This is a genomic window from Mycobacterium gordonae (assembly GCF_017086405.1).
GTDB lineage: Bacteria > Actinomycetota > Actinomycetes > Mycobacteriales > Mycobacteriaceae > Mycobacterium > Mycobacterium gordonae_D.
Genome location: NZ_CP070973.1, coordinates 3,452,503 through 3,477,294, shown reverse-complemented (window position 1 = coordinate 3,477,294; position 24,792 = coordinate 3,452,503). Strand labels below are relative to the sequence as shown.

Annotated in this window: 4 protein-coding genes; 1 reads left to right on the top strand and 3 read right to left on the bottom strand. The window is 66.9% G+C overall.

All coding sequences use genetic code 11. The annotated features are described in order from the left end of the window. Positions 1–5 precede the first annotated feature (5 nt). Genes JX552_RS14700 through JX552_RS14690 form a run of 3 tightly spaced genes read right to left on the bottom strand, consistent with a single transcriptional unit; the run spans position 6 to position 23,286 of the window. Positions 6–1,718, bottom strand: a complete 1,713-nt coding sequence (locus JX552_RS14700; protein WP_205878059.1) for an ABC transporter ATP-binding protein — start codon at positions 1,716–1,718, stop codon at positions 6–8. Continuing rightward, positions 1,712–23,029 (bottom strand): non-ribosomal peptide synthase/polyketide synthase, encoded by a 21,318-nt coding sequence (locus tag JX552_RS14695; protein WP_205878058.1) that lies wholly within the window; start codon positions 23,027–23,029, stop codon positions 1,712–1,714. The genes JX552_RS14700 and JX552_RS14695 overlap by 7 nt, the downstream gene beginning before the upstream one ends. 32 nt (positions 23,030–23,061) lie before the next feature. Next, a complete protein-coding gene (locus JX552_RS14690; RefSeq protein WP_205878057.1) occupies positions 23,062–23,286 on the bottom strand; it encodes an MbtH family protein in 225 nt (74 codons plus the stop codon). Between the two features lie 475 nt (positions 23,287–23,761). Here JX552_RS14690 and JX552_RS14685 point away from each other — a divergent pair, with 475 nt between their 5' ends. Next, positions 23,762–24,784 carry a TIGR03617 family F420-dependent LLM class oxidoreductase gene (locus tag JX552_RS14685; protein ID WP_205878056.1) on the top strand — a complete coding sequence of 341 codons (1,023 nt, stop codon included), beginning with the start codon at positions 23,762–23,764 and terminating at the stop codon, positions 24,782–24,784. Positions 24,785–24,792: the final 8 nt, after the last annotated feature.

Here is a 24,792-nt window from a genome sequence, read left to right as displayed (position 1 = left end):
CCCCTCTAGTGCCGCACGAGTTCATGTTCGATCAACTCGCGATAGAGAGACGTGCGCAGCAACTCCGTATGCGTTCCGGTGGCCTGGATGCGACCCGCCTGCAGAACCAGGATCTGGTCGGCGTTGGTCACGGTGGAGAGTCGGTGGGCCACCACGAGCAGGCTGCGCTGCCCGCGTGCGTGTAGCAGATTGGTCATAACGTCGTACTCGTTGGCCCGGTCGAGATGCGAGGTCGGCTCGTCCATCAGGATGAGCGCAGACCGCGACAGCAACGCCCGGGCCAGCGCCAGGCGCTGCCGCTGACCGCCGGAAAGGCTACGACCACGCTCGAGCACCGGGCTGTCCAAACCATCTGGCAGGCGGCCGATCTCGTCAGCGATGTTCGATTGTTGGAGCACGCGCCACAAGTCGGCGTCGGTGGCCTCGGGGTCGGCGATGAGCAGGTTGTCGCGGATCGTGCCGTGCAGTACCGGCGCGTCCTGTTCCAGCAGTCCCAGCCGGCCGCGCAGGTCCCGCAGCGGCAGCGTCCGGATGTCCTGGCCCTCCCAGCGGACCGTCCCGGCATCGGGATCGTGGAAGCGGCACAGCAGTGCGAGGACCGTGGATTTTCCCGCGCCGGACGGTCCGATCAGCGCGGTGATCTGATCTCGTTGCAGGGCGAAGGAAACATTTTCGAGGACAACGCCTTCGGAGCCGTACGAGAACGACACGCGGTCGAATTCGACCAGTGGGGCGGAAATGTCCGCCGGTCGCCCGGCCGGCCGGGCGACGTCCGACCGCGATGGTGGATCGCCTTCTGGCAGCTCGCTCATAGTGGCGACCAGGTGTTGGTAAGCCCCTGCTGCGGTGCGGAACGTGGCCAGTGCCGCGAAACCCGCGGTGATCGGGAAAACCGCATACATGGCGAACGCGAACAGGCTGACGAACTCGCCCACGGACAGTCCACCGTCGGCCACGCGACGCCCGTTTATCACCATGATGGCCAGAAAGGACACCGTGACTCCGAGGCGGATCGCCAGGATATTGATGGCCGTTGACGACGCAACCCGAACGCCAGCCCGGTAAGCGACCCGTGCGCTGTCGGCGATGAATTTCACTTCGCGGTCTTCGGCGCCGAACAACTTGACCGTACGGGCGGCGCCCAACACCCGGTCCAGCCCGGCGGTGTAGTCCCCTAGCGCCGCTTGGCGGTTGACCGAATCACGTTGGATCCGCGACAGAAACGGGCTTCCCGCACCAAACGAGATAGCCATGACAACGACCACCACAACCACCGTGACCGCGTCAATCGACAGCATGAACGCACTGGCGCCGAGCAGTGTCAGCGTCCCGAACGCGATGTCACCGGTGGCGCGCGGCATGTCACGCAGCTGACTGGCATCGCTGGTTCCGCGGGCCAGGAGGTCACCCGTGCGACCCCGATCCAGCAGTCCGATCGGCAGGCGCACCACATGGTCGGTGAAGTCGGCACGCAACCGCACCACGATCTCTTCACCGGTGCGGTCCAGCCGGAAGTGCCCCAGGGCCTCCAGCGATAGCTGGCACACCAGGACAGCGAGCAACATCAGCGCGGCACCGACGTTCACTGTGCCGGCGGTTGCCCGGTCGACAAGCCCGCCGACGAGCAGCGGCTGCCAGAGGATGAGTGCGGTCGCGGCACACAGCAGCGACATGCTCATCGTCATCGAGACCCAGTGCGGGCGAAGCAGCGTCAGCATATGACCGGTCCGGGACCGAGTAGTCCGAGCAGTTGCAGGTCGGTTACGTACTTGACGATGATCGGCGCCGATATTTGCGGAATGTCCGGGTTGTTCTTATCGGGACCGATCTTAGCTTCGCGCACCGCGGCGCGGAATCGATCGGTCGGCGCGTACGACCCGTGCATCGGCTGAAGTGGTTCGACGGTCCCGGAATTGCGCGTCAGCAGCATCGGCAGCACGGAATGCCGGCGCTGCCTATCGGGCAGCGCGCGCAGGGCCGTCTCGAATTGCCGCACCCACTCGCTGAAGTCGGCGATCCGCCGTAGTGGGTAGCCGGCCTCGACCAGCCAGTCGACGTACTCGTCGAGTCCGATACCGTCGTCGTGCGGATTCATCACATGGTAGGTCTGGACCGCGGGCATTCCGGGGCCGAGAACCTGCGCGCCGAGAGTGGTGATCGCCTCGGCGACGAATGTGACTGGCAATCCGTCGAAGTGGGCGCGCTGCCGGTTCCCGTCGCGGTCGGGCGGGTAGAACGAAGCCGGCGCGATGCCGGTCGACACCAAGCTCAAAACCATCCTGCTGAAGGTGTCCGACAGGTTGAGTTGGCCCGCATACGTGGTGTCCGCCAGGATCATGCCGCAGCGGAAGACCGCGACCGGAAGCCCACAGAGGTCGTTGGCCTCACGCAACAGCACCTCGCCGGCCCACTTGCTGTTGCCGTAGCCGTTGGCAGGTTCGGCGGAGATGACACGGCTGGGGCTGACGACGCGAATATCGGCGTCTTCGGTGAATACGGACGGGTTGACTTGCCTTCCCACGTCGGCGGTGGACACGAAGGCGTAGGCCTTGAGCTTCGTGGTGAGCGCCAGCCGGATGAGTTCCGCGGTACCCACCACATTGGGTCCGAACAGCTCGCTGTAAGGCAGCACCGCGTTCACCACCGCCGCCGAATCCACGATCAGGTCAACGGTATCGGCGAGGCGTTGCCAGGCGTCTTGGTCCAGTCCGAGATCGATCTGGGCCTTGTCTGCGGCGATGACTTCCAGATGATCGGCCGCCAACTCCCGGTAGAGCCGCAGCAGCTGGGGGTCGCCGCTGTCGAAAACCTCATCCAGCCGGCGTCGCGCATCCTGGTCGGATCGACCCCTTACCAGGCAAATCAGTTTGCCGTCTTTCAGCTCCAGCTGCTGCAGCCACTCCAGCACCAGGTAGCGCCCGACAAAACCGGTCGCACCGGTCAGCAGCACCGTGCGCACTTCGGCGTTCGGACCCGGCAGGCCCGGCGCCGCCTCCAGCGTCGCGGTGTCGATGAATCTGTCCAGCTTCAGATCTCGCGCGTACACCTCGGTGCCGGACCGCCCGTGCACAACCGCGTAGCGCGGATCGGCGCCGGCCTCGTCACCCACCACTCGGGCCAACCCTTCGACCGTCGGCGTATCGAACAGGCTGCGGACCGCGAGCCGGACGTTAAGGGCGTTGTTGATCGCCGCGATCACCCGCATGGCCGAGATGCTGTCTCCGCCCAGGTCGAAGAACGACTCGTCGACGCCGACCCGTTGCAGGCCCAGCACTTCGGCGTAGCGGTCGGCCAAGAGCTGTTCGACGGGAGTGGCAGGAGCGCGGTAACGCGCCGTGTCGTGGTAGTCCGGCGCCGGAAGGGCACGGGTGTCGAGCTTCCCGTTCGCCGTCAACGGGATCGCGTCAACGTTGACCACTGCGGCCGGCAGCAGATATGCCGGCAGCCGTCCGGCTAACTGCGCACGCACCCGCGCCGCGTCGGCCGTTCCGGTGACGTAACCCACCAGACGCCGGTCCCCAGGACGGTCTTCGCGGACGGTGACCGCGGCGTGGTCGACGCCGTGGAGGGCGGCCAACGCCGTCTGCACTTCGCCGAGTTCGATGCGGTAACCGCGGATCTTGACTTGTTCGTCGGCGCGCCCCACATACCGCAACTGCCCGTCGGCGCCCCAGTAGGCGAGGTCTCCGGTGCGATACATCCGGGTGCCGGTGCCGCCGAACGGGCATGCCACGAACCGCGACGCGGTCAATTCGGCTCGGCGCCAGTACCCTACCCCCACACCGCGCCCGGCGATGTAGAGCTCGCCCACCACACCGGCTGGCACCGGACGCATTCGCTCGTCCAGCACGAACAGCGCCGCTCCCGACACCGGTGCACCGATGGGCGGCGTGCCCGCTCGCAGCGGCGCACTCCTTGCCGCGTCCACTGTGGTCTCGGTCGGCCCGTAGGCGTTGATCATCAACCGGCCGTCGGCGGCCCACCGGTCCACCACCGTTGCCGGGCAGGCTTCGCCACCGACCACCAACGCCATATCCTCTAGACCTTGTGGCGAAAGCAGCTGCGCCGCGGACGGACTCAGATCAAGGACACTGACGCGTTCGGAAACCAGCAGATCGTGAAAGTCGGCCGGGGCGGCCATCACGTCTTCGGGTATCACCACCAGCCGGGCGCCGCGCAACAGCGCACCCCAGATCTCCCATACCGAAACATCGAAAGAGTAGGAATGGCACTGGGCCCATACCCCGGCACGCGGCAACGCGTCATCCAGGGACGCCGCCAGTTGCACAACGTTGTGATGAGTGACGGCAACGCCTTTGGGGACCCCGGTGGTTCCCGAGGTGTAGATGAGATAGGCGATGTCCTGCGCCGAGGGGGGCGGAATAGCGGTCACCGGACCGGCAGCGATGTCGGGATCGTCGGCGTCGATGACCGTCAGGCCGTAGGCGCCGAGGGTGTCGATCAGGGCCGTTGTCGTGAGGGCGGCAATCGGTTCGGCGTCCCGGATCATGAACGCGATGCGCGCCTCCGGCAGCGCCGGGTCGATCGGCAGATACGCCGCGCCGGTCTTGAGCACCGCCGCGATCGCCACGATCGCTTGGCTGCAGCGGCCGAACAGCAGCGCCACGCAGGTGCCCGGGGCCGCGCCCCGTTGCAACAGGTCCTGCGCCAGCCGGTTCGACGCGTCGTCGAATTGCCGGTACGTCATCGACCGCCCGTTGCAGGTCACCGCCTCGGCATCCGGAGTACGCGCGACCTGGGCGGCCAGGACGGCCGGAATCGACGTCGCCGTGGCTGCGGGGGCGGTCAACACCGAGTGGTTGCCCCACGCATCGAGCCGGCTGCGCTCCCCGGCGTCGAGCAGCGATACCGACGACACCCGCGCGCCGGGCTCGGCGGTCATGGCTTCGAGGACAGCCTGTAGTCGCTGGACGAGTCTTTCGATGCTGGCCGGGTCGAACACGTCGGTCCGGAACTCCACTGCCCCGCCGATCCCGGCCGGTTCACCGGCACCGGTGCATCGTTCGGCCAGTGAAAACGCCAGATCCATTCGGGCGGTGTGGGTTTCAATCGGCACCGGGCTGACCGCCAGATTGCCGAGGGTGGTGGGCGGCAGCGAATTGTTCTGCCAGGCCATCAGCACCTGGATCAGCGGGTGATGGGTCAGCGAACGAGTGGGGTTGAGTCGCTCCACCAGCAGTTCGAAGGGCACATCTTGGTGTTCGTAGGCGGCCAGGCTACGCTCGCGCACCTGGCTCAGCAGTTCGCCGACTGTCGGATCGCCATCGAGATCGACCCGCAGGACCAGGGTGTTGACGAAGCAACCCACCACGTCGTCCAACGCCGAATCACCGCGGCCGGCGATCGGAAACCCGATCGCCACATCAGAACTCGCGCTGAGCTTGGCCAGCAGCACCGCCAGGGCGGCCTGCACCACCATGAATCCGGTCGCATCGTGCGCCCGGGCCAGATCGCGTACCCGCCGGTGTAATTGCGCGGGCCAGTCCACCGCCACACTGGCCCCGCGATAATCGGCGACCGTCGGGTAGGGGCGGTCGGTGGGCAGGGCAAGCCGCTCGGGCAGGCCGGCCAGCGTGCCTTCCCAGAATCTCAGCTGCTCGGCAAGCCGACTGCCCGGATCCGCCGGGTCACCGAGGCAGTACCGTTGCCACAGTGTGTAATCGGCATACTGCACGGGCAGCTCTGCCCATTGCGGCGGGCGCCCCGCGCGGCGGGCAACATAGGCCAGTCCGAGGTCACGAGCCAGCGGGGCCACCGACCAGCCGTCTCCCGCAATATGGTGCACCGCGATCGCCAGCACGTGCTCGTCTTCCGCCAGCGCGAAAAGCTCTGCGCGGAGCGGAATTTCGGAGGTCAGGTCGAACGCGTGCCGTCCCACCGCCTCGATGGCGTCGGTGAGTTGCCGGTCCGTCCACGCCGTCGCGTCCACAGTGCGCCAGCCGGTGTCGGCCGTTTCGACCGGCACGATCACCTGCTGCGGTATTCCCTGCGACGTCGCGAACACCGTGCGCAGGCTCTCGTGTCGAGTGAGCACGTCGACGAACGCCGCGCCCAGCGCGTTCCCGTCCAGCCGCCCACGCAACCGCAACGCCACCGGAATGTTGTATATCGCTGACGGACCGTGGAATTGGTGCAAGAACCACAACCGACTCTGCGCGAACGACAGGGGAATCGCCGCGGGCCGCGGGCCGGCAATGAGCGGGTCCCGTCCGGCGCCGGCCGAACCGACGCGCGCCGCCAGCAAGGCAACTGTCGGCGCCTCGAACACCGCGCGCACCGACAGCCCAGCATGCAGGGCGGTATTGACCGCGGCGACCAGACGCATCGCCGACAGCGAGTCCCCGCCCAGATCGAAAAACGACTCCTCGACACCTACCCGCTCCAGGCCGAGGACCTGGGCCTGAATACCGGCCAGGATCTCCTCGATGGGATTGGCGGGAAGTCGAGAGACACCCGCGCCGTAGTCCGGCATCGGCAGGGCACGTGGGTCGAGTTTGCCGTTGACCGTCAACGGCATCGCGTCGACCACCACGAGCGCGGCCGGCACCATATAGGCGGGCAGCAGCTGACCGAGCGCATGCCGCGCCTCGGCCACGTCGACCACACCGGGGGTCGACTCGGTGAGGTATCCGACCAGCCGTTTGTCACCGGGACGATCCTCGCGCGCGATCGCCACCGCCTGCTCGACCCCGTCCAGCCCGGCTAGAGCCGCGCGGATCTCACCGAGTTCGATTCGGTAGCCACGGATCTTGACCTGATGGTCCACTCGCCCCACATACTCCAGCTGTCCGTCCGAGCCCCACGACACCAGGTCCCCGGTGCGATACATGCGGGTGCCCGGAGCGCCGAACGGGCACGCCAGAAACCGTGCAGCCGTCAACCCGGGCCGTCGGACATACCCGGTCCCCAGTCCCGCACCGGCAACATAAAGCTCACCCACCACGCCCACGGGCACCGGGCGCAGCCAACCGTCCAGCACCAAGAAGCCAAGGTGGTCCAACGGCACTCCGACCGGGCTGCCGGTAGCTTCGAGATCCTCGGCCACGATCTCCCGTAGCGAGGCGTGCACCGTCGTCTCGGTGATGCCGTACAGATTGAGCAGTTGTGGTGCGCCTTGGTGGTTGGCCAGCCAGGCGCCCAGACGCTGTGGTTCGAGCGCTTCGCCACCGAAAACCACCGTGTGGAGATGTGGCCGAAGTGTCGACTCGGGGCTCAGCCCGTCGGCGGTCTGCAGCGCATAGAACGCGGACGGGGTTTGGCTCAACACGCTGACCTGCTCGGTGACCAGCATGGCATGCAGCTCTTGCGCCGAGCGGACCACGGCGTCGGGCACCACCACCAGCCGCCCACCCCTGAGCAGCGCGCCGAAGATCTCCCATACCGAAAAGTCGAATGCCAGCGAATGACACTGCGACCACACTCCCTGGCGCGGCAGCCGGTCATCCAACGATCTGAGCATCGCGACCACGTTCTGATGCGGTACGGCAACCCCTTTGGGAGATCCGGTAGTACCCGAGGTGTAGATGAGGTAGGCGATGTCATCGGGCGCCGGAGAGGGCAGCACCGCGCTCGGGTATTCGTCAAGGCGGACGTCGCCGACATCGATCACCACACCGGTGAACCCCTCGAGCCGCCCGGCCAACGTCCCGGTGGTGATCGCGGCCACCGGCGCGGCGTCGTCGATCATGAACCCGATCCTCGTCGCCGGCAGACCGGGATCGATCGGAAGATAGGCGGCCCTGGCTTTGAGCACCGCAAGAATCGCCGCGATCGCCTGCGCGGACCGCGAAAGCAGTAGAGCCACAATCGTTCCCGGGCCGACACCACGTCCGGCCAACAGCTGCGCCATCCGATTTGCGGTGTCGTCGAGTTGGCGATAAGTCACCGAGTCGCCGTCTGCGCACACCGCGACCGCCTCGGGGGTGCGGGCAACCTGCGCGTCCCACAGCACCGGAATCGACGTTGTCGCGGACGGCGATTGGCTCAGCACCGCCCGGTTGCCCCACGCGGCGAGCCGGGCATGCTCAGCGCCCTCGAGCACATCTATCGAGACCAACCGGCGCGTCGGGCCGGCGGTCATCGCCGCCACCGCACGTTCGAACCGGCCGATCAGCGTGTCGACGTCCTCGTCGTGGAACAGATCGGCGTCGAATTGGACCAGCAGGCCCAACTCGGCGCCGGGGGTCACCCGAATCGTCAACGGGTAGTGAGTTATATCGCGGGTGGGACCTTGCGTGATGCTCAGATCGTGCGCATCGAGCAGCGCCCCGGTGTCGACCGGATAGTTCTGGTACACGAACAGCGTGTCGAACAGCAGCTGTTGACCGGCAATGCGATGAATTTCGTTGAGCGCCAGGTGTTGATGTTCCAGGGTGTCGTGGTAGTCGCTTTGCAGCCGGCCGACGAGTTCCACAGTGGTGGTGGCTGCGGTGATGGTGGCGCGTAACGGCACGGTGTTGATCAACAGCCCCACCATGGTCTCCGCGCCGGTGAACTCGGACGGCCGTCCGGAGACGACGGTCCCGAAGACCACGTCGCGGCTGCCGGTCAGCCACATCAACAGCTGTGCCCACACGCTCTGCAGCACGATATTGGCGGTGGTGCGGCAGGATCGCGCCAAATCACTGACCGCCCCGGTCAATTCGGCGGACAGAGTGAAAGAGGCGGCGCCTCGCCGCCCCGCCCGCAACTGTTGTCGGGGAGCGACCAGTGTCGGTACCTCGAACCCGGCCAGCATCTGCTGCCATACCCGGCGGGCGGCGGCGATATCCCGATCGGACAGCCAGGTCACAAAACTGCGCAAGGGCACCGGAGCAGCCAGTGGGTGCCCGTGATAGCTGGCGAAGATCTCCTGCAACAGGATCGGCATCGACCAGCCGTCGAGCACGATGTGGTGGTTGGTGAGCACGAAGGTGTGCCGGTGCCCACCGGTGCGGATCAACATCGCCCGCAACGCCGGCGGATTCGTCAAGTCGCACACGGCGGCACGTTCGGCGGCACACACCGACTCGATCTCGTCGGTCTCGAGTTCCAGGTACTGCCACGGCACGTCCGGTTCGGCCGGGATGATCTGCACCGGTTCGTCGAACTCTTCGTTGAATCGGGCGCAGAGGTGGGGATGCCGGCAAACCACGGTCTGGACCGCGGCGTGTAGTCGGGCGGTATCAAGGGGGCCACTGACGGTGAAATTCAGTTGTACCGCGTAGACATCGTCCTGCGCCGTGTCGGCGTGAAAGAGCAGCCCGCGCTGCAGGGGAGTCAGCGGCAACACATCGGCGACGCGGTACCGCCGTTCCAGCCCGTCGATCTGCTGTCGGCTCAACCGGGCGGGGAGGATGTCCGACGGCGTCAGGCCGCCGCCACCGCCGTGCACATGCGTGCAAACCCCGGCCAGTGCCTCGAACCACAGTCGGCTCAACCGGGCGACCTGTGCCTGGTCGAGGACCGACGTCGCCCAGGTCCAGTCCACCTGCAAGCGCGGCCCGTCCTCGGTGTCAAGGGTGCCGGCGTTGACCTCGAGGGTGTGCATCATCGGCATGGCCACACCGATGGCCGGCAACTCGCGGCGCACCGGCCGCCATCCGCCGGTCATCGCGTCGGAGGTCCAATTACCCAGCCGCCCCAGGTAGTTGAATCCGATAGCCGGGTCGGAGCCGGACAAACCGGCGTCTGCGTTCAGGTAGCGCAGCACCCCGAAGGTCAGGGGATGCGGCAGGGCGCGCAATTGTTCCTTGGCGTCTTTGATGACCGCGCCCAGGTCGGCCTGGCCGGCGATCACCCGCGCCCAATCCAATCCGGCTACCGTCAACGCAACCGGGTACTTGGTGGTGAACCAGCCGACCGTGCGCGACAGGTCGATGTCCGCGGCGAGCTCCTCATGGCGCCCGTGGCCCTCGACATCGATGCCGATCGACACCCCGGTGGCGCCGCGAAACTCAGCCCACGCCAGCCCGAAAGTAATCACCAGGATGTCCTGTATGCCGGCATGAAACGCCGCGGGCACCGCACCGAGCAGCATCCGGGTGTGCTCCGCATCCAGCGATACCGACAGGTGGCCGGCGGTGGCAAGGGTGTCCACCTCCGGGTGCGCCGCCGGCAACGCGGCGGGAGCCGCGAGCACGCGCCGCCAGCTGGCCGCCTGGTCGACTACCTCGGGCCGGTTTGCGTATTCGCTCAGCACGGACGCCCACCGCCGAAACGACGTTCCCTCCTCGGGCAACGCCACCCGCTGCCCGTGGCTGTGCTGGGCCCAGGCGGTGATCAAGTCGCTCAATAGGATTCGCCACGAAACCCCGTCCACGGCCAGGTGGTGAATGATCAACACCAGCTGCCGGGCACCGGCGACCCACAGCGCGCTCATCATCGCCCCGGTAGCCGGCCGCAGCCGCGCCCGTGCCGCCACCACCGCGTCGTCGGACCACTCGGCCACGGCCCGTAGGCAACCCGTCGCGGTCACCGCGCCCGGTTCGGGTACCGCCAGCGACCATCGCCCGGCGTCGTCGACGACCAGCCGCGACCGCAGCATGGGATGGCGGTCCAACAGCGCCTGTAATGCCGCCGCCACGTCAGCCTCGGCGACACCGGCAGGACCCTGCACCACCACAGCCTGGCTGAACTGGTCAACGCAGCCGTCAAGGCTGCGCAGCGACCACATGATCGGGGTGATCGGGACCTCACCGACTCCGTTGTCGGCAACGACGCCCTTGCCGTCGGCCAAGGTGGCCACCCTGGCCACGCCGGCAACGGTCTGTTGGGCGAATATGTCACGGGGCTTGCAGACCAGCCCCGCCGCACGCGCTTTCGCCACAACCTGCATCGACAAGATGCTGTCGCCGCCCAGCTCGAAGAACGATTCGTCCACGCCGACCCGCTGCAGCCCCAGCACGTCGGCATAGATGCCGGCGAGGAGTTCTTCGATCACGTCGGTCGGGGCCCGATAGCGTTTTCCGCCCTGAGACTCCGGCTCCGGCAACGACTTTCGGTCCAGTTTACCCGAGGAGGTCAGCGGGAACCGGTCCAGCACCACGATGTGAGCGGGCACCATATAGGCGGGCAATCGCGTGCTCAACTGTTGGCGCACCGCGCTGATCGCGCTGATGGTGTGTGGCTCGTTGGCGTAGGCGCCGCGCGGGTGTGTCTGGCCGGCGGACAGGTAGACGTCGGTCAGCGGTGACCGGCCGGTGAGGAATACGGCATCGACGGTGCCGGGCTGTGCCCCCCAGGTGACCGCGACGCGGTACCCGGTGCTCGCGCCGAGGCGATGCAATTGTTCGGGGGCGACCCCCTCGTCCGGGGACATCGTCTGTGTGTCAGGCACCGGGAGCCCCGCGGCGAGGGTGCGCTCGGTTTCGACGTCGGTGATCAGTCCGGCGCGGGGAATGCCGGTAACACGAACGGCGGCAGGGCGATCGGAGTCCAACCGGGCCCGCAGCCCGGCCGCGTCGCTCCACGACCACGTAGGCGTGGCAGCCAGCGACCGCACCGGTGTCGGAGTCTTGAAGACGACGACGTCGTAGCGGTACCGGTTGAGTTCGTTGTCGGCCAACCCGCGTTTGACCTGAAGGTCGAGCCCTGCCGCCGCATGGTGGTCGGCCGCCCAGCTGACGAAAAACTCTGGGTCCAGTAAGAGTTCGGATTCGCTGACGATGGCGCGGCGGACACGGCGGCGGATCTCGCCGGCATCGGCGGCGGGATCGGCCAGCGCGACCGACGTTTGGAACGCGGCCTGCAGAGTGTGGTTGCGGACGTCGCCGATGAACAGGGCGCCACCCGGCGCCAGTAGGTCCAGGGCGCTGTCGAGGACCTCCGTCAGATATCCCGCATTGGGGAAGTACTGAATGATCGAGTTGAGAATGATGGTGTCGAAGTGGTTGTGCGGTAATCCCGATGTCACATGGGCCGGTTGGGCCAGCACCCGGACGCGGTGACGCCACTCGAGTTGCGCCTGCTCCATCGCGCGGGCGAGGTTGCCAACGGCAACCTGCGACATATCCGTAGCGACGTATTCCTCACAGTGCGGCGCGATGTGGGACAGCACCAGCCCCGAACCGGCGCCAATCTCCAGCACGCGCCGCGGCTGCAGGGCCAGTACCCGGTCGACGGTGGCCGATCGCCACTCCTGCATCTGATCGAGGGGAATGGGATCACCTGTGTAGCTGCTGTTCCAGCCACGGAAATCCATTCCGAAATCCGGCTCCGCGGCAGCGGTTCCGTACAAGTCGTCGTAGAGGTGCTGCCACTGTTGGACGATGTCGGCGTCTTGCCCGGCGTCTCGATCGGCTGCTGTGGTGGGCGCCAGGGTGAGGTAGGCGACCAGTTGGGAGCCCCCGGAGCTGTTGTCCCGGGTGGTGGCCACGGCCTGATCGACCTGCGGGCAGGCCAGCAACGCGTTCTGGATCTCGCCGAGCTCGATGCGGTAACCGCGCACCTTGACCTGCTCATCGGCCCGTCCCACATAGCGAAGCTGACCGTCCACGCCCCAGGACACCAGATCTCCGGTCCGGTACATCCGGGTCCCCGCAGGCCCGAACGGGCACGCCACGAAGCGCGCCGCCGTCAACGGTGCCCGACGCCAATACCCGACTCCCACAGCGCTACCGGTAACATACAGCTCCCCCACCACACCGGGGGGCACCGGACGCAACCAGCTGTCCAGGACCACAAAGGCCAGATGGCTCAACGGCACGCCGACGGGGCTGATCGTGCTCTCAAGATCGCCGGCGACGATGTGCCGCAGGGACGCGTGCACCGTCGTCTCGGTGGTGCCGTACAGGTTCAGCAGGCGCGGCGATTCTGGGTGAGCCTTGAACCAGGCCCGAAGGCGTTGCGGTTCCAGCGCTTCCCCGGCGAACAGCACGGTTTCGAGTCGCAGCGCCTGCCCCTGGTCGGTGACCGCCTGCAGCGCGTAGAACGCCGACGGGGTTTGACTGAGCACGGTGACCTGTTCGGCGGCCAGCAGCGTGTGGAATTCTTCGGGTGCGCGGGTCACCGACTCGGGCACCACCACCAGGCGGCCGCCGGACAACAGCGCCCCGAAGATCTCACACACCGAGACGTCGAAGGCCAGCGAATGCCACTGCGACCACACCTGGCCCGCCGGTTGCAGGTTGTCGCCAAGTGACGCGAGCAGCTCTGCGACGTTGCGATGCGTCACCGCAACACCTTTCGGCACGCCGGTGGTGCCCGACGTGTAGATGAGGTAAGCGATGTCATCTGCCGCAGGCACGGGTAACGCAGAGTCCGGTGCGGGGCCGGTAACGGCGGGCTCACTGATATCGATGACCGGCAGGTCGTGCCCGTCGAACCTCCCGGCCAGCGCGGCGGTGGTCAACGCCGCGACCGGGGCGGTGTCGTCGAGCATGAACGCGATGCGAGCCGCCGGTAGTGCCGGATCGATCGGCAGATAGGCGGCCCCGGTCTTCAGCACTGCCAGAATCGCCGCGACTGCCTGGGCGGAGCGGGCAAACAGCAGCGCCACAAAGGTTCCCGGGCCGGCGCCGGTGGCGGCCAACTGCTGCGCGAGCCGGTTGGCGGTGTCGTCGAGTTCCCGATAGGTCATCGAAACACCCTGGAAGCGCACCGCCACGGCCTCGGGGGTGCGCGCAACTTGAGCACCCCATAGCACCGGAAGCGACGCCGCCGCGGGCCCGGGCCGGCTCAACACCGCCAGGTTGCCGCACTGCGCGAGCCGCCGGTGCTCACCGTCTTCAAGGAGATCCAGCGACGACAGCGGCTGTCCCGGTTCGGCGGTCATGACCCGCAGAATCCGCTCGAAGCGCCGGATCAGCGTGTCGATGGCCCCGGTGTCGAACAGGTCGGTGTCGAACTCGACGCGCAGGCCGAATTCGGGGCCCGGGAGGGCCTGGACAGTGAGCGGGTAGTGGTTGTAGTCGTGTCTGGACATCTCGGTGATGTCCAACCCGTCGGCGACCGACAGTGCCGCAATATCGATCGGAAAGTTCTGGTAGACGAACAGTGTGTCAAAGAGTATGTCGTGTCCGGTGATTCGGTGGATCTCGCTGAGTGCCAGATGCTGATGCTCGAGGGTGTCGTGATGGGCACGGTGCAATCGGCCGAGCAGGTCTGCGGTGGTGGTGGTCGGCGTGAGCGTGGCGCGCACCGGGACCGTGTTGATGAACAACCCCACCATCGAGCCGGCGCCGGACACCTCGGCCGGCCGCCCGGAGACGGTGGTGCCGAAGGCGACGTCATGGTGACCGGTCAGGCACCTCAGCAGCTGCGAAAACGCTGCTTGCAGAACCATGTTGACGGTGGTGTGGCACGAACGCGCCAACTCGTTGACGGCCCGTGTGGCGGCGGCGGGCACCCGGACCAACGTCGCGCTCCGCGGGCCTAGTGCTGAGCGGGCCGGTGGACCGATCAGCGTGGGGCTGTCGAAGCCGCTCAATGCGTGCCGCCAGGCGTCCTGGGCGGCCGCCCGGTCGCGGTCAGCCAGCCAGGTCACGAACCGCCGGTAGGGCGCGGCCGCAGGTAGCCGCTGTCCGTGATAGGCGGCGAAGATCTCCCGCAACACGATCGGCATCGACCAGCCGTCGACGACGATGTGATGGTTGGTCAGCACGAGCCGGTGCCGGTGTTCGCCGGTGCGGATCAACGCCGCCCGGAAGGCCGGTGGATCGGCCAGGTCGCACACCGCGGTACGTTCGGCGGCGCACACGTGCCGGATCTGCTCGTCGGTGTCCAGCTGCAGGTATTGCCAGGGCAGCACCGGATCCGTCGGTACGAGCTGCACCGGTTCGTGGTCGCAGAACCGGGCCGCCAGATTCGGGTGCCGGGTGAGGACCGTCTGCACGGCAGCACGCAGCCGCTCCGGAACCAGCGCGCCGACGATCGCGAAATCCAACTGCACCGCATACACGTCGTCGCCGGTGGCGGTGGCGTGAAAGAGCAGGCCCTGCTGGACGGGGGTCAGCGGCAACACGTCGGCGATGCTGTACTGCGACTGCAGCTCGTCGATCTGCTGCTGAGTCAACCGGGCCGGCACGATGTCCGACGGCGTCAACCCGCCCCCGCCGCGGCGCGCCTGTGCGCAGATGCCGGCCAGAGCTTCAAACCACAACTGACTCAACCGATTCACCTGCGACTGGTCCAGGGCCGACGGCGCCCACATCCAGTCCGCATGCAGCTGTGGGCCGGCCTCGGTCTCGACGGTGACGGCGTTGACCTCGACGGTGTGCATCAGCGCCATCGACAGGCCCGCGTTGCTGTCAGCGATTCGGGGACCGATGGACCAGACCTGGCCATCCGAGTTCGCGGGCGCGCCCAGGCGCCCGAGGTAGTTGAATCCGATTGCCGGCTCGACGCCGGACAGATCGACGTCACTGTTGAGGTAGCGCAACAGGCCGTAGGTGAGGGGATGCGGCACGCTGCGCAGTTGTTCTTTGAGGTCCTTGATCGCGGACCCCAGCGCCGCGTCGCCCGCCACCACCTGGGCCCAGTCCGGCCCCACGACAGCCAGCGCCACCGGGTACCTGGTGGTGAACCAGCCCACCGTGCGCGACAGGTCCACACCGGGCGCGATGTCGTCGTGGCGCCCGTGCCCCTCGACGTCAATCAGAGTCGGCGTTCCGCGGGAACCGAGAAACTCGGCCCACGCCAAGCCGAATGCGATCAGCAGAATGTCTTGCACCCCAGCGTGAAACGCCGCCGGCACCGCCCCGAGCAACATCCGAGTGGTGTCGGTGTCGAGGGCCGCCGAGAGGTGCCCGGCGCTGCCCAATGTGTCCACGTCGGGTCGTACCGGTGGCAGCGCGGTGGATGCGGCCAGCACCTGTCGCCACGCGTCGGCGGTGTCCATCACCGACGCGGCGTGGGCGCGTTCGTTCAGCAACGATGCCCACCGCTGAAATGATGTGCCCGCCGGTGGCAGCCCCACCTCCCGCCCCTCGCGCAGTTGACGCCAGACGGTGTCGAGGTCGTGCAGCAGGATCCGCCATGACACGCCGTCTACGGACAAGTGGTGTATGACCAATGCCAGCTGCCCCGCCTCTGGGCACCACTGCGCGCACAGCATCCGACCGGTTGTCGGATCCAACCGGGATCGGGCCTGTGCCAACGTCTTCGGCGTCAATGCAGCTACCCGTTGCAGACAGCCGGCGACATCCATTCCTAGTCCGGGCACCCACCAGTCGTCACCGCCGCCCCGCAGCCGCAGCATGGCGTGCCGGTCGATCAGGGTCTGCAGGATCGTCAGCACGTCGGTCTCGGTGACCCCGGCCGGCGCCTGCAGCACCATCGTCTGGTTGAACTGATGTACCGCGCCGATCTGACTCTGCAACCAGCGCATGATCGGGGTGGGCGCCAGTTCGCCGATGCCTTCGTCGACCGAAGCGGCGTCACCGTCGGCCGCAACCGCGATGCGGGCCAGCCCGGCGACGGTCTGTTCGACGAACACGTCACGCGGCCGGCACATCACGCCCGCGGCCCGGGCCCGAGCCACTACCTGCATCGCCAGGATGCTGTCTCCACCGAGATCGAAGAACGGTTCGTCGACACCGACCCGATCGAGTCCGAGGACCTCGGCGTAGATCACAGCCAGGATCTCCTCGACCGCGCCCTCCGGCCCCCGGTAGCGGTCCGCGTCCTGGTACTCCGGTGCGGGCAGGGCGCGGGTGTCGAGTTTGCCGTTGACCGTGAGAGGCAACGCATCGACTTTGATTACGGCGGCCGGCACCATGTACGGCGGCAACCGCTGGGCCAACAGGGCACGGATGCCGGTCACCTCCCGGGCCCCGGTGACATAACCCACCAACCGCTTGTCGCCGGGACGGTCCTCGCGCGCGATCACCACCGCCTCGCCGACGCCGTCGATGGCGGCGAGTTCGGTTTGTACCTCACCCAACTCGATGCGGTAGCCGCGGATCTTGACCTGCGCGTCGGCGCGGCCGAGGTAATCCAACTGCCCATCATCGCGCCAACGCACCAGGTCACCGGTGCGGTACATGCGTGACCCCGGTCCGCCGAACGGACACGCCACGAAACGTGCCGCCGTCAGGGCGGTCCGACGCCAGTACCCGACGCCCAGTCCCCTGCCCGCGACGTAGAGCTCGCCCACCACGCCAGCCGGCACCGGACGCAGCCACCGGTCCAAGACGAACAGCGCCGCTCCCGACACCGGCGACCCGATCGGGGGCGGACCCGAATCCGGCTGCAGCGGTGGGCTCATCGCCGCATACACCGTGGTCTCGGTGGGCCCGTAGGCGTTGACGACCACCCGGCCGGGCGCCCATCGCGCCACCAGCTCAGGCGGGCATGCTTCACCGCCCACCACCAGCGCCGTCGAGTCGAGTCCCGCAACATCCAAGATGCCGACCGCAGAGGGGGTTTGAGTGAGCACATCGATGCGTTCGGCGGTCAGCAGGTCGTGGAACTCGCTGGGCGAGGCCGCCACGTCCTCGGGCACGATCACCAACCGCCCGCCACGCAGCAATGCGCCCCAGATCTCCCACACCGAGACGTCGAAGGAATACGAATGCCACTGGGTCGCTGCGAATCGCGTTGCCGAGGAGAAATTTTGGTCCCGGCGGCTGAAGAATCCGGTGATCCGCAGGAGCTGCGTGACGTTGTGATGGGTGATCGCCACACCTTTCGGAACACCGGTGGTGCCGGAGGTGTAGATCAGGTAGGCGAGGTGGTCCGGAGGCGGCATCGGCCGCGGTGTCATCGGGCAGGCGCTAATGGCGGGGGCGCCGACGTCGATCACCGGTACGCCGTGTATCTCGAGGCGGTCGACCAGCCCGGCCGTGGTGATCACGGCCACCGGTGTGGCGTCGGCGAGCATGAAGTCGATCCGCGCCGACGGCAGCGCCGGGTCGATCGGAAGGTAGCCGGCGCCGGACTTGAGTACCCCCAGCATCGCAACGATCGCTTCGGCGGAGCGCGAAAAGACCAGTGCAACCAGTGTTCCGCTGTGGGCGCCGCGGGCGGCCAGGTGGTGCGCCAACCGGTTCGACGCCTGGTCGAGTTCACGATAGGTCCACGAGCGCGGTCCGCAGGTCAACGCGACTGCCGTCGGGGTACGCGCCAGTTGCGCCGCCCATGCTTCGGGAATCGATATGGCCGGTGGTGCGGGTTGGGTCAGGACGGCGCGGTTGCCCCACTTGTTCAGCCGGCACTGCTCCTCGGCCGCGAGCAGATCCACTGACGACAACGGTTGCCTGGGGTGGGTCGTGACGGCGATCAAGACCGTCTGCAGCCATCCGGCGAGTGCCTCGACGGTGGCGGCGTCGAACACGTCGGTGCGGAACTCCACTGTTCCGCCGATGCCCGAGGGCTCGCCACCGTCGGCGTACCGCTCGGCCATCGAGAACGCCAAATCCATTCGTGCGGTGTGAGTGTCGACCGGTATGGGAGCGACGTCGAGGTCGTTGAGGGCGAGACTGGGCGCGATGTTGTTCTGCCACGCCAGCATCACCTGGATCAGTGGGTGATGGGTCAGTGAGCGGGCCGGATTGAGACGCTCGACCAGTACCTCGAAGGGCACATCGCGGTTCTCGTAGGCGGCCAGGCTGCGCTCTCTCACCTGGGCAAGCAGGTCGGCGAAAGTCGGATTCCCATTCAGGTCGACCCGCAGCACCAATGTGTTGACGAAGAATCCCACCACTCCGTCTAGAGCCGGGTCGCCGCGCCCGGCGATCGGAAATCCCACCGCCACATCTCGACTGCCGCTCAGCTTGGACAGCAATACCGCCAGCGCGGCCTGGACCACCATGAAGCTGGTCGCACCGTGGGCACCGGCGACATCGCGCACGCGCCGCGCTACCGCGGCCGGCCATTCGAGGACAACCTTGTCGCCGCGGTGCTCGGCCACCGGCGGATACGGTCGATCGGTGGGCAACTCCACGTGCGGTGGCAGCTCGGCCAGCGTCTGCTCCCAATACCGCAGCTGACCCGCCATCGGGCTGTCAGGATCGACCAGGTCACCAAGGGTCTGGCGCTGCCAGATCGTGAAGTCGGCGTACTGCAAGGGCAATTGAGCCCACCCCGGAGCCCGCCCGGCAGAACGTGCCACGTAGGCCGCGCCCAGATCGGCCGCCAGCACGCCAACTGACCATCCATCGCCGGCGATGTGGTGGACCACCACCACCAGGATGTGTTCCTGCTCGGAAACCTTGAAAAGGACCGCACGTAGCGGGATCTCGCTCGACAGGTCGAAGTGGTGGCTCGCCGTCGCGGCGACTGCATCGGCGAGCCGGTTCGCCGGCCACCCCCTCGCATCCACGATCTGCCAGCCGAAGTCGGCCTGTCGCAACGGAATTACCTCTTGACTCGGCACTCCCTGGGCTGAGGAGAACACCGTGCGCAGGCTTTCATGGCGGCCGACCACGTCGCTCAGGGCGACACCCAGCGCCTCGACATCCAGCGTCCCACGCAGCCGCAAGGCGACCGGGATGTTGTAAATCGGTGACGGCCCCTGGAATTGATCGATGATCCACAGCCGGTTCTGGGCGAACGACAACGGAACAACGGCTGGCCGTGGGACAGCCGCGACCGGCTTCATCCGGGTGACACCCACACCGACACGGGGTGCCAGCTGCGCAACCGTCGGCGCATCGAAGAGCATGCGGACCGCAAGGCCGGCATCCAGGGCACTGTTGATCGCGGCGACCACCCGCATTGCCAGCAGCGAATCGCCACCAAGGTCGAAGAACGACTCGTCGACACCGACCCGCTCGAGACCGAGCACATGAGCGTAGATTCCGGAAATGATCTCTTCGACCGGCGTGGCAGGGGGCCGGTAGTGATCGTCGGCGACATACGTCGGTGCCGGTAACGCCTTGATATCGAGTTTTCCGTTGATGGTCAGCGGCAGCGCCTCGAGCGCGACGACCGCGGCCGGCACCATGTAGGACGGCAACCGCTTCGCCACCGTCGCACGCACCCCGGGCAGGTCCAGGCTCCCGGCGACCGTCTCGGTGACATAACCCACCAGTCGTTTGTCGCCGGGGCGGTCCTCGCGGACCGTGACCACCGCCTGCCCCACCCCTTCGACCTCGGCCAACGCGGCGGCCACCTCACCGCACTCGATCCGGTGCCCGCGGATCTTGACCTGCTCATCAGCACGCCCGACATAGACCAATTGACCGTCAGCACCCCAGCGCACCAAATCCCCGGTGCGATACATGCGTGTCCCCGGTTCGCCGAACGGACACGCCACGAACCGGGACGCCGTCAACCCGGCCCGGCCCACATACCCGACGCCGACCCCGGGGCCGGCCACATACAGTTCGCCCACTACCCCGACCGCGACCGAACCCAACCACCGGTCCAGCACAAACAGGGCGGTGTCGGGCAACGGCCGTCCGATCGGGCTGACCATGCAGTCGACGTCGGCTTCGACGATCGTTCGCACCGAGACGTGCACGGTCGTCTCGGTGATCCCGTAGAGGTTCAACAGCCGCGGGGGCCTCCCGGCGTGGTTCAGCCATGTCGCGAGGCGCTGCGGCTGCAGCGCTTCTCCCCCGAATATCACCGCCTGCAGCTTGAGCTGGTCGCCCCCATCGCGTTGCTGCGCGTCAACGGTTGCCAGCGCATAGAACGCCGACGGGGTTTGGCACAGCACAGTGACCTGGTCGTCGACCAGCAGCGCCCGGAGGTCGTTGGGTGAGCGCACCACCTCGTCGGGGACCACCACCAGGCGACCGCCATGCAGCAATGCACCCCAGATCTCCCACACCGAGAAGTCGAAAACCAGCGAGTGGCACTGGGTCCACACCGAACCCGGCGCCAGTTGCAGGTCGGCGTCCAGCGACCCCATCAGCCGGATGACGTTGTGGTGGGTGATCGCGACGCCTTTGGGGACGCCGGTGGTGCCCGAGGTGTACATGAGGTAAGCGATGTCCCCGGGGGCCGGACCGGGTTCAGACGTGTAGGAAAACGACTGCAGCTCAGTGGAATCGAGGTCGCTGACATCGATGGTCGGCAGCGCGTGCCTGCTCAGCGTGGCGGCGAGGCCGGCGGTGGTGACGGCCGCGCAAGGCGCGGAATCGTCAATCATGAAATCCAGCCGGGAGCCGGGCAGACCAGGGTCCAGCGGCAGGTAGGCAGCGCCGGTCTTGAGCACCGCCAGGATAGCCATCACAGCCTGCGCAGAGCGTTGCATCAGCAACGCCACGACTGCGCCCGGACCTGCCCCGTATCCAGATAGCAGGTGCGCCAACCGGTTCGAGGCCTCTTCTAGCTCGAGATAGGTCCACGACCGGTCGCGGTAGGTCAGCGCGACCGCGCTGGGAGTGCGTCTGGCCTGTGCCGCCCATGCCGACGAAATCGACATCGAGGGAGGCGATGGGCGGGCCAGCGTCGCGTGATTGCCCCACCCGGCCAGCCGCGCCTGCTCGCTGCGGTCCAGCAGGTTCAGCGCCGACAACCGCCGTCCCGGGTGGGTGGTTACCGCCGCCAGCACCGTTTGCAGTCGCGCGATCATTGCCTCGATCGAGGTCGCCTCGAACACATCGGTGCGAAACTCCACCCGCCCACCGATGCCTTCGAGTTCTCCATCCTCTGCGACCCGGTCGATCAGGAAGAACGCAAGATCCATTCGGGCGGTGTGGGTGTCGACCGCGACTGGGGTGATCTGCAGATCGCCCGCGACAAGGCCGACCGTGGGATCGTTGTTCTGCCAGTTCAGGATCACCTGGATCAACGGGTGATGGGTCCGTGAGCGGGGCGGGTTGAGCCGGTCGACCAGCAGCTCGAACGGCACGTCCTGGTGCTCGTAGGCGGCCAGGCTACGCCGGCGCACCTGGGCGAGCAGTTCGGCGAAGCTCGGGTCGCCGTCCAGGTCGACTCGCAGCACCAGGGTGTTGACGAAGAATCCCACCAGGGCATCGAGCGCGGGGTCACCGCGGCCGGCAATCGGAAATCCCACCGCCACATCAGAAGTGGAAGTCAGCCGGGACAGCAGTACGGCGAGTGCAGCCTGCACGACCATGAAGCTGGTGGCGTTGTGTTCGCGGGCGAGCTCGTGGATCTGCTGCTGCAGTATGGCCGGCCAGTCCACCTGGACTTGGTCGCCGCGGTGGTCGGCCACGGGCGGATAGGGGTGGTCGGTGGGCAGTTCCAGCCGATGAGGCATTCCGGCCAAAGCCTCTACCCAGTAGCCCACCTGAGCCGCCAGCGGGCTCTCCCGATCGGTCAGATCACCGAGATTTTCCCGCTGCCAGAGGGTGTAATCGATGTACTGGACCGGCAATTCGGCCCAGTCGGGGCTCTTCCCGGCGCACCGGCTGATGTAGGCCGCGATCAGATCACTGGCCAGCACGCTGATCGACCAGCCGTCGCCGGCGATGTGATGGACCACGACGACTACCACGTGGTTCTGCTCATCGACTCTGAAAAGTCTTGCCCACAAGGGAATTTCACGGGCAAGATCAAAGGGGTGACGTGCCGTCTCGGTGATGGCCGCATCGAGGCGGTCGGCCGGCCATTCGGTTGCGTCCACGACCTGCCAGCCGAAGTCGGCACGCGCGACGGGCAGCACGACCTGTCTCGGTATACCGTCGACGGCCGGAAACACCGTCCGCAGGGCTTGGTGCCGGCGAACCACGTCGCTGAGGCCGATGCCCAACGCCTGCTCGTCAAGCTTCCCGCGCAGCCGCAACGCCACCGCCCGGTTGTATACGGGTGAGGCGCCCTGCAATTGGTCGATGAACCACAAGCGACTCTGTGCATACGACAACGGCACGACCGCGGGCCGTGGGACGGCGCGCAAGGGTTTGAGACATCCCGAATCGCCGGCGATGCGCGACGCCAACTGGGTGATCGTCGGCGCGTCGAACAACGCACCCACTCGCAGATCGGCGTTCAGGGCGGCGTTGACGGCGACGACCACCCGCATCGCCGCCAGCGAATCCCCGCCGAGGTCGAAGAACGATTGGTCGACGCCCACGTGCTCCACTCCGAGCACCTGCCGGTAGATATCGATCAGAACCTGTTCGACCGACCTGCCATCGGAACCGCGCTGCTGGAGTTCGCCCTCAATTGTTGTCATAGTGCCGCTCTTGCCTTAAGACGGCCGGTGAGTCAGCGGCCCGCGTCCTGCGCCAGCCTTTCGCGCAGGCTTTTCGGCCGGATGTCGGGCCAGTTCTGCTCGATGTATTCCAGGCACGCGGCCCGATCCGACAGGCCGTACACCACCCGCCAGCCGGCGGGCACGTCGGCGAACTCCGGCCAAAGGCTGTGCTGCTCCTCGTCGTTTATGAGCACGAAGAAGCGACCATTGTCGTCGTCGAATGGGTTGGCACTCACTCGTACTCCTCACTACCGAGCGGGAATGGATCACGGTCAAGTCCGACAGCGTCGTCAACATAGCACCAGCAACCTTCACCTCGGGGCCAGACGGAGCTGCGATATCTGGCTCGGGCCGGCTCGCCGTGCGGGTGCATCATGGGCCTTGTCTCCCGGTACTGAGCTCCCGGCCGTCAAGGTCAATTGGGCATCCGTCTCGCCGCTACCGATCCTGGGATCAGTTCGCACTCGACGGACTTCACATATGCTGCGCCACAACGCTTGCCACAAGTTCGCGAACTTCTTGCGGATTTCTTGTGTCTCAATCGGATGAGGGATTCGCCGTGTTGACGTCCAGTCAAACCGTGCTGGCCCCAATCGAGCCGATAACCGACCGTCGGCCACGTGATCGGGCCAACACGATCATGGTGGTGCAATCCGATCCTCGTCGACGGTGCCGATGCGGGCGCCGGGCATTCGGAGGTAGCGTTCCACCGTGCATGTCGACGCGATGACCGTTCCGCAACCGCTCGCACAGATCGGCAACACCGCCAAACGCACCCACGCGGCCGGATTCTCCGGCCTGTTGTTCACCGAAACGGGACGCACCGCCTATCTGAACGCCGCCGTGGCGTCCCAGGCGGCTCCCGGGCTGGAGCTGTCCACGGGGGTGGCCGTCGCTTTCCCGCGCAGCCCGTTCGTCACCGCGGCGGCGGCATGGGAACTGCAGGAGGCGACCAACGGCAACTTCCGGCTCGGGCTCGGCACCCAGGTCCGCACCCACGTGGTGCGGCGCTACGGTGTGCCGTTCGAGCGGCCGGGGCCGCGCCTGCGCGACTATGTGCGCGCGGTCAAAGCGTGCTTCGGCGCGTTCCGCACCGGCAAGCTCGACCACCACGGCGAGTTCTACGACCTCGATTTCATCACTCCGCAGTGGAGTGCCGGCCCTATCGACGAGGCGGATCCCAAAGTCGACATCGCAGCGGTGAATCCCTGGATGCTGCGGATGGCCGGCGAAGTTGCCGACGGAGTCCATGTCCATCCGCTCGGCGAACCAGGCTATCTCGCGCGCCACGTCGCACCGAACGTCGCCGCAGGGGCCGCGAAGTCGGGCCGCGAGACGTCAGACATCGCGGTGATCGTGCCGGTCATGACGATCGTCGGCGACACCGACGAAGAGCGGCACAACGAGCGGGAAATCGTGCGAGCCAGTCTCAGCTTCTATGCCAGCACGCCCAACTACGCCTTCATTCTGGACGAAGCTGGGTTCGAGGGCACCACGGCCCGCATCCGGGAAAAGCAGAAAGCCGGCGACTTCAAGGGGATGGCGGCCCAGATCACCGACGATCACATCGCCGTATTCGCCACCGAGTCGACGTGGGACGGACTGGCCGATGCGCTGGTCGGCAAGTACGAGGGAACCGCCAGTCGCATCGTTCTCTACAACGCCTTGAGCGATCCTGCCAGGTTCGAGCGATACGGAGCGATCGCGCAACGCCTTTCGAGCCGCCCCGCGTGAAGCCAGAG

Bases quoted from the DNA above. Each gene is read 5' to 3' on its own strand.
- JX552_RS14700 (WP_205878059.1), bottom strand. From the start codon at position 1,718: ATGCTGACGCTGCTTCGCCCGCACTGGGTCTCGATGACGATGAGCATG.
- JX552_RS14695 (WP_205878058.1), bottom strand. From the start codon at position 23,029: ATGACAACAATTGAGGGCGAACTCCAGCAGCGCGGTTCCGATGGCAGG.